This is a genomic window from Dietzia sp. DQ11-38-2, from assembly GCF_014145055.1.
Lineage (GTDB): Bacteria > Actinomycetota > Actinomycetes > Mycobacteriales > Mycobacteriaceae > Dietzia.
The window spans coordinates 1-7,959 of the sequence record NZ_JAALDW010000168.1 but is presented as its reverse complement, the minus strand read 5'-3'; the positions used below and the strand labels follow the sequence as shown (position 1 = coordinate 7,959).

Sequence of the window (7,959 nt, the reverse complement as noted above, 5' to 3'; positions counted from 1 at the left end):
CGGACCTGCTCGCGCGGGTCGCCCCGCGGTGAGTCAGGCCCGTGAGTCCCCGCCCCGGTGAGTCCCCGTCCCGGGGGGTCGGGCTGCGGTCGGTCAGAACGTCTTGGCGTCGATCACGAAGCGGTAGTGCACGTCCGACCGGACCACGCGGTCGTAGGCCTCGTTGATCGTGTCCGCCGAGATGAGCTCGATCTCGGCGGTGATCCCGTGCTCGGCGCAGAAGTCGAGCATCTCCTGGGTCTCGGGGATGCCGCCGATCATGGACCCGGTCAGGATCTTGCGGCCGGCGGCCACGGACCCGGCCCGCACCGACATCGGCTCGGTGGGGATCCCGATGTTGACCAGTGCCCCGCGCGGCTTGAGCAGGGCGAGGAACCGGTCCATCGGCAGGTTCGCGGACACCGTGTTGAGAATGACGTCGAAGGTGCCGCGGAGCTCGCGCAGGGTGGCCTTGCCCTCGTCACCGGCGGTCGCGTAGTGCTCGACGGCGCCGTAGCGCAGCGAATCGTCCCGCTTGGAGGTCGTCTGCGACAGGACCGTCACCTCGGCCCCCATCGCCACGGCGAGCTTGACGCCGACGTGTCCGAGCCCTCCCATACCGAGCACGGCGACCTTGGTGCCCGGGCCGACGTTCCACTGCCGCAGCGGCGAGAACATGGTGATCCCCGCACACAGCAGCGGCGCCGCCGAGGCCGGATCGAGGCCGTCCGGGACGGACACCACCATGGGCTCCTCGACCACGATGTGGGTCGAGTAGCCGCCGTTCGTCACCGGACCCTCGGGGTCGCCCTCGGGCAGCGGCGAGCCGTAGGTCGCGATGGCCCCCCGCTCGCACTCCTGCTCCTGGCCCGCGGTGCAGGACGAGCACTCGTGGCAGGCACCCACCAGGCACCCGACGCCGACGCGATCGCCGACCGCGTACCGGGTGACCTCGGAACCGACCTCTTGGACGATGCCGACGATCTCGTGTCCGGGCGCCACGGGGTAGGCGGTCCGGCCCCATTCGCCGCGCACGTGATGGATGTCGGAATGACAGATGCCGGCGTACTCGATCTCGATGAGCACGTCGGCCGGCCCGGTGTCCCGACGCCGGATCGTGGTCTTCTCCAGAGGCGCGTCCGGTGCGGTGGCGGCGACGGCGGCGACGTCCATGTGATCTCCCTTGGGTCGAGCGGGTGGCGGAAAGGCTGTTGATCGCGTGTCCCGCCACACTAGAGGCGATCGCGTCGCCCCCGCTCGTCCGTCACGTCAGGGGTGGTTACGTCCGGCGTGATCGCCGCCGGCGGACAGCGGCTCAACCCCTCCGCTCGACCACCCGTCCGATGAGACGCGTCCCCGCCAGGAAAGGGATCCGGGTGAACCGCTTGGAGTACCACGTCAGCGTGCTCAGCGCGTCCGGGGTGATGACCAACCGCCGGGCCTGGATCGCCCGGACCGACCTCGCGGCGACCTTCTCCGAGGTCAAGGGGGTGTTGGAGAGGAGCATGCGCGCCGCCTCGTCCGCCTTCGGGTCGTCGCCGGAGAGGGAATCCGCGAGGCCCGAGCGGAAGAACAGCGGGCAGATCACCGAGGTGGAGATGCCGCGGGGCCGGAGCTCGGCGTCGAGAGTCTCCGCCAGTGCGACCGCGGCCGCCTTGGTCGCGTTGTAGGCGCCCATGGACGGCGCGTGGACCAGACCCGCGGCGGAGGCGGTGATGACGACCCGCCCGCCACGGCCGAGCGTGGGGACCATCGTCCTGCACCCCCGGACCACCCCGAGGAGGTTGATGTCCACGATGCGCTTCCACGTGTCCATGGAGGTGGCCTCGAGCCGGCCACCGACCGCGATCCCGGCGTTGTTGATGAGGATGTCCAACCTGTCGACGGCGAGCGCGGCCGCCGCCCAGTCGTCGTCGTTCGTCACGTCGAGCGTGCGGTAACTCCACTGGCCGGAGAGGCCGGTCACGGCGGGTGGGGCCTCCGGGTGCAGGTCGGTCAGGATGACCTCGTCGCCGGCCGCCAGGTACTCGCGGGCGAGCGCCAGACCCAGCCCCGAGGCGGCTCCGGTGATGAAGACGCGGCGGGTCATCGGACGGCCTCCTGCGGGATCTGCGCGTCGAACGCCATGTCGCGACGCTGGTCACCGAAGGTCAGCTCGGGGATCTCGGCGAGGTAGTTCTGCACATAGGTCCAGGGGCGGGCGGTGCCCTGTCGGGGGAACTTGTGCACGCCGCGTCGGACATACCCGGCGTCGAGGTCCAGCAGTGGCCGGTCCCCCTTCACCTCGGGAGGGATCGGCGCGTAGATCTTCTCACCGTTCTTCTCCCCGGCCCGCCACAGCTTGACCATGTAGCGGGAGACCATGTCCGCCCGCAGGGTCCAGGAGGCGTTGACGTATCCCACGGTGAAGCTGAAGTTGGGCACGCCGGCGAGCATCATCCCGCGGTAGGTGGTCAGGTCGGCGAGGTCGAGCTCGCGGCCGTCGATGCTCAGGGTCCCGCCGCCGAACGCCTCGAGTTCCAGACCGGTGGCGGAGACGATCACGTCGGCCTCCAGTTCCACTCCGGACTGCAGACGGATCCCGCGTTCGGTGAACGTGTCGATGTGACCGGTCACCACCCGAGCGCCCCGCTGCATCGCCCGGAAGATGTCCCCGTCCGGGGCCTTGCACACCCGCTGGTCCCAGGGCTTGTAGGACGGTGTGAAGTGCTCGTTGATCTGTGCCCGCGAGATGTAGCGGCCCTGCAGGGCCCGCAGCCCCTGCGTGAAGGCCCAGGGGAACCGCCGGGCGACGACGTACTGCACCATGTCACGGGCGCCGTGGGTGAACCGGGCGGCGCGGTAGGCCGCCTGCGTCGGCAGGACGCGCTTCCACACGGCGCTGATGGTGTCCTTCTCGGGGAGGGGCGCGACATAGCTCGGGGTCCGCTGGAGCATGGTGACCTCGGCGCCGAGCTGCTCGAGAGCCGGAACGAGGGTGACGGCGGTGGCGCCGGACCCGATCACGATGAATGTGCGTCCGGCGTAGTCGACGCTCTCAGGCCAGTGCTGGGGGTGGATGATCTCGCCGGCGAACGCCTCCTCCCCCGGGAAGTCGGGTCGGAAGCCGGCCGAGTGGGAGTAGTACCCGGAGCCGAAGTGCAGTCGGCGGGTCCACACCGTGCGCTCAGTGGTCGTCCCGTTCTCGGTCCGGACGCTCGTGACCCTCCACAGACCCTTCTCGCCGTCCCAGTCGGCGTTCCGGATCCAGGAGCGCAGATGGAGGCGGTCGAGGACGCCGCACTCCCGGGCGGTGTCCCGGATGTACTCCTTGATCTCCTCGCCCTGGCCGAGGGTCGAGGAGTGCGGCCAGGGGCGGAACGGGAAACCGAACGTGGCCATGTCCGAATCCGAGCGGATGCCCGGGTAGTGGAACGTGTGCCACGTCCCGCCCAGGTCGTCCTGGGCGTCGTGGACCTCCCACGACCAGTGGGGGAAGGCGCTGCGGACGTGGTGCGCCAGGTCGATGCCGGAGATGCCGGCGCCGACGATGAGGAGATCCAGCGGGTTCTCGGGTGCGCCGGCCGGGGGGCGGCGGTCAGCTGAGACTGTCATGGAAAGGACGATAGCCCCGATCTTGCTCGACAAGTTGCCGTAAAGCGCCAAGAGGTTGCTCTATCGCGCCAACTGGCGGACAGTGTTCGCTGTGGCATATGTGCGATCTGCGGGCCTGCGGGGCGTCCGGACGGTGATCGACGAGCTCGGAGGCGACGCCGACGACCTGACGCTGCGCTGTGGCTTGCCGGCCGGCGCCCTGGACAGTGACGAGATCCTCGTGCAGGATCTCGCCATCGGGCTCCTCCTCGAGACCGCGGCGGTGGAACTGCGCTGTCCCGATTTCGGCCTGCGGGTGGCGTTGCGCCAGGATCTGGGTCTGCTCGGACCCGTGGCCGCCGCCATCCGACACGCGCCGACCACCACCCGGGCGTTGGAGATGACCTCCAAGTACCTGTTCTTCCACGCCCGCTCACTCGAGATCACCGTGGTCTCCGATCCGGAGGGGGACCCCGGCGTGTTGGGGGTGCGGTTCGGCTACCGCGACGACGCGGTCGCCCTGCCGCCCCAGGCGGTCGACATGGTCCTGCTGTTCCTGCACCGGTCCATGCTCGCGCTCCTCGGGGGAGAATACGGACTGCTGTCGGTCGAGTTGCCGAACGCGCTCAACACCGCACCGGGCCGCTATCGGGAGCTCTTCGCCGCCCCGGCCAGGCCCTTCGCGGCGTCCGCGATGCTGCGCGTCCCCGCCGTGCTCCTCGGTCGGGAGATCACCGGCGGCGACCTGGTGGCCCATGAGCTCGCCCTGAGCTACCTGGACCAACACGGCCCCGCGCGCGACCAGACCTACACCGAGCGGACCAGGGCACTGCTGCTGCGGTCCCTCGACACCGGGACCTCGACCCTCGGCGACGTCGCCGGGCTCCTCTCGGTGTCCCCGCGGACCCTGCAGCGGCACCTCACCGGGGAGGGCACCTCGTTCTCCGCGATCCGGGACGAGGCGCGCCGAGACGTGGCCGCTCGGCTGCTTGCCACGACCGAGATCCCCCTCTATCAGATCGCCTCGGCCCTGGCGCTGGACGACGTGACGACGTTCAGTCAGTACGCCCGCCGGTGGTGGGGGGTCACGGCCAGGCAGTTCCGGGCGGACAGGAGAGGGACGGGCGTCGCGGGGCGATCGACGATCGGACTTTCCTGACGAGTGTCAGCCGGCCTCGCTATGATCTGGGTCACACATCTCCGCTCTCCCGAGGACCCCCATGGCCGACACCGTTCGCGAACAACTCCGCCGTCACGCCGATTCCGACTCCCCGGCGATCCGCTACGAGGACCTCACCGTCAGCTGGCGCGTGTACGTCTCCGCAGCCGACCGCCGCGCCGGTGCCCTGGACGCGATGCTCGACGACACCCGGCCCCGGCATGTGGGCACCCTCCTCGAGAACACCCCGGAGATGCTCTACGCCCTCGCCGCCGGCGCTCTCGGCGGCATCGTCGTCGCCGGCATCAACGCGACCCGGCGCGGCGAAGGGCTGGCGCGCGACATCAGGCGTGCGGACTGCCAGATCCTGCTCACCGACTCCCACCTCGCACCCCTGCTCGACGGACTGGACCTGGGGGACGTCACGGTCATCGACACGGATTCGGACGAGTGGGCGGCCACCGTCGCCGCCTCGGAGCCTCCGCCCGATCCCCCGGCGGTCGATGCCGGCGACCCGTTCATGCTCATCTTCACCTCGGGGACCTCCGGCGACCCGAAAGCGGTCCGGGTGGGGAACTTCACGGTCACCATGTCGGGGGAGGCGCTCGCGCCGTCGTTCGAGCTCACCGCCGATGACGTGCTGTACCTGTCCATGCCCCTGTTCCACTCCAACGCCATCATGGGAGGCTTCTCGCCCGCGATCGCCGTGGGCGCCACCATGGCGCTGGCCCGCCGCTTCAGCGCGACCCGCTTCGGGGACGACATCCGCAGGTACGGCGTCACCTACATGAACTACGTGGGCAAGCCGCTCGCCTACATCCTCGACACCCCGCCCCGCCCCGACGACGCCGAGACCACCCTCCGTGCGGCCTTCGGGAACGAGGCGGCGGCCAAGGACATCCCCGCGTTCGCCGAGCGCTTCGGCTGCACCGTCAGGGATGCCTACGGCTCCACCGAACTGGCGATCATCGTGGTCCGGACCGAGAACTCACCGCTCGAGTCGATCGGCGAGCCGTTCCCCGGTGTCGCGGTGTACGACCCGGTGACGGGGACCGAGTGCCCACGGGCGGTGTTCGACGACACCGGGGCGGTGGCCAATCTCGACGAGTGTGTGGGCGAGCTGGTCAACACCGAGGGGGCGGGCTTCTTCGCCGGCTACTACAACAACGAGCAGGCCACCTCGGAGCGGATGCGGGACGGTATGTACTGGTCGGGCGACCTGGCGTACCGGGACGCGGACGGCAACGTGTACATGGCCGGTCGCAGCGGCGACTGGCTGCGGGTCGACGGGGAGAACATGGCGGCCGGCATCGTCGAGGAGATCGTCCTCCGCCATCCCGCGGTCTCCCGGGCGGCGGTGTACGGACTGCCCGACCCCCGCGGCGTCGGCGACCAGCTCGCCGCGGCCGTGGTGGTCCGCCACGACGGCGAACTCGACCCCGCCGGTCTCGAGGAGTTCCTGGCGGCCCAGCCGGATCTCTCACCCAAGGCGTGGCCGCGATGGGTCCGGCTCTCCGACGCCCTGCCCACCACCGCGACCAACAAGATCCTCAAGCGCGAACTGATCCAGGACGGCGTCGGCGGCACCAGCGGCCGCGACGACACCTGGTGGGAACGGGAGGAACGAGGCACGTCCTACTCGGTGCTCGCCGACGCCCGCGCGGGCACCGCGTCCTGATGGACCACCTCTTGATGGACCCCGCCTGATGGTCTATGTCGTCACCCGCTTCGACTTCCGCGCGCGCGGCGCGGACGCGGCCGAGCGGCGGGACCGCTACCGCGCCGCCCTCGACATGGCCCGGTACGCGGAGGAGACGGGCCACGACGCCGTCAACCTCTCCGAACACCACGGGTCGGAGGACGGCTATCTCCCCTCGCCGCTCGTCGCGGCGGCGGCGGTCGCCGCGGTGACCGAACGGATCCAGATCGCGGTGTGGGCCCTCGTCGCGCCCCTGTACGATCCGGTCCGGCTGGCGGAGGACATCGCCGTCCTCGACCACGTGGCATCCGGGCGGGTGAGCTTCACCTTCGGCGTCGGGTACCGGCCGGTCGAGTACGCGATGCACTCCCGGGACTGGAAGGGGCGGGGTGCCCGCCTCGAACGGCAGTTGGAGACCATGCTCGCGGCGTGGGCGGGGGAGCCCGTCGGAGACGATCCGGTCGACGGTTCGCGTCGCGCCGTGGTGACACCGCAGCCGTTCTCGTCCCCGTACCCGCTGGTCTTCCTCGGTGGCGGCGGCGCGGCCGCCAGGCGGGCGGGACGGCTCGGCATGCACTACCAACCACAGCTCGACGATCCCGCGCTCACCGAGCTCTACCGCGCCGAGTGCCGCGCGAACGGGCACGAACCCGGGCTCGTGGTGGCCCCCGTTCCCGGCCCCGCCGCGGTGTTCTGCGCAGAGAATCCCGACGACTTCTGGGACCGCTACGGCGGGTACCTCCTCGCCGATGCCGAGGCCTACCGGGCCTGGCAGACGGGGCCCGGTCGAGGGTCGTTCGTGCACTCCGACGCCCGCTCGGTGGGTGAGTTGCGCGCCGAGGGGGTGTACCTGGTGGCCACGCCTGACGAGCTCGTCGACCGTGTCCGCACGCGCGACCTGCGTCTGATCACGAGCCACCCGCTGTGTGGCGGGATGCCCGTCGCCGCCGCGTGGGAGTCGCTGCGGTTGATGGGGGAGCGGGTCCTGCCGAACGTCCGCTGAGGACGCGCCGTCGACCGCCGGCCCCTCGCGGGGGGCCGTAGTCTCGGGCGAATGGGAAACGACACGGCACGCGCCGTCCGGTACTGGTCCATGCCCGCCGCGCTGGGGGCGATGGGCGCGCTGCACTTCGTGGCACCCCGCCCCTTCGACGGGCTGATCCCTCCGGAGCTGCCCGGACGCGCCCGGGCCTGGACCTACGGGTCAGGCGTGGCCGAGATGGCGGTGGCGGCGCTGCTGGCCGTGCCGCGGACGCGGGCCGTGGGCGGGGCGGCGGCAATGGCCCTGTTCGTGGGGGTGCTCCCCGGGAACGTCCAGATGGTGCGCGCGTGGCGTCGCAAGCCCGTGTGGCCGTACCAGGTGATCGCGTGGGGTCGCCTGCCCTTGCAGGTGCCGATGATCCTCGCGGCCGACCGCATCCGCCGCGGCGCCTGAGCGGCATTGACGAGCACCCACCGTGACCGTGGTCGGGGTCACCCGGGCAGCTGTCCGGCCTCGCGTTCCCAGCTGTCCACCCGTGCCAGGGCGTCGAGCTTGAGATCGGCGGGA

7 protein-coding genes are annotated in these 7,959 nt (G+C 70.9%); 4 read left to right on the top strand and 3 right to left on the bottom strand.

What is annotated here, in order from left to right; genetic code table 11:
* Positions 1 to 93: 93 nt before the first annotated feature.
* The 3 genes from G6026_RS06500 to G6026_RS06490 form a co-directional block, all read right to left on the bottom strand.
* Positions 94 to 1,152 (bottom strand): NAD(P)-dependent alcohol dehydrogenase, encoded by a 1,059-nt coding sequence (locus tag G6026_RS06500; protein WP_107755312.1) that lies wholly within the window; start codon positions 1,150 to 1,152, stop codon positions 94 to 96.
* Between the two features lie 142 nt (positions 1,153 to 1,294).
* The gene (locus G6026_RS06495; protein WP_182612652.1) at positions 1,295 to 2,068 is read right to left on the bottom strand and encodes an SDR family NAD(P)-dependent oxidoreductase; all 774 of its coding nucleotides are present in this window, start codon (positions 2,066 to 2,068) and stop codon (positions 1,295 to 1,297) included.
* Positions 2,065 to 3,573: an NAD(P)/FAD-dependent oxidoreductase gene (locus G6026_RS06490; RefSeq protein ID WP_182612650.1), complete on the bottom strand. Its 1,509-nt coding sequence runs from the start codon at positions 3,571 to 3,573 to the stop codon at positions 2,065 to 2,067. Before G6026_RS06490 ends, G6026_RS06495 begins: the two co-directional genes overlap by 4 nt.
* 100 nt (positions 3,574 to 3,673) lie before the next feature.
* On the opposite strand from G6026_RS06490, the gene G6026_RS06485 reads away from it, so the two are divergent.
* The 4 genes from G6026_RS06485 to G6026_RS06470 all read left to right on the top strand — a co-directional run bounded on the left by G6026_RS06485 (position 3,674) and on the right by G6026_RS06470 (position 7,845).
* Positions 3,674 to 4,711, top strand: a complete 1,038-nt coding sequence (locus G6026_RS06485; protein WP_309234000.1) for an AraC family transcriptional regulator ligand-binding domain-containing protein — start codon at positions 3,674 to 3,676, stop codon at positions 4,709 to 4,711.
* Between the two features lie 61 nt (positions 4,712 to 4,772).
* Positions 4,773 to 6,389, top strand: a complete 1,617-nt coding sequence (locus G6026_RS06480; RefSeq protein ID WP_182612646.1) for an AMP-binding protein — start codon at positions 4,773 to 4,775, stop codon at positions 6,387 to 6,389.
* Positions 6,390 to 6,417: 28 nt separating this feature from the next.
* Positions 6,418 to 7,413: an LLM class flavin-dependent oxidoreductase gene (locus G6026_RS06475; RefSeq protein WP_182612644.1), complete on the top strand. Its 996-nt coding sequence runs from the start codon at positions 6,418 to 6,420 to the stop codon at positions 7,411 to 7,413.
* Between the two features lie 51 nt (positions 7,414 to 7,464).
* On the top strand, positions 7,465 to 7,845 hold the full coding sequence (locus G6026_RS06470; RefSeq protein WP_182612642.1) for a hypothetical protein: 381 nt from the start codon (positions 7,465 to 7,467) through the stop codon (positions 7,843 to 7,845).
* Positions 7,846 to 7,959 lie beyond the last annotated feature (114 nt).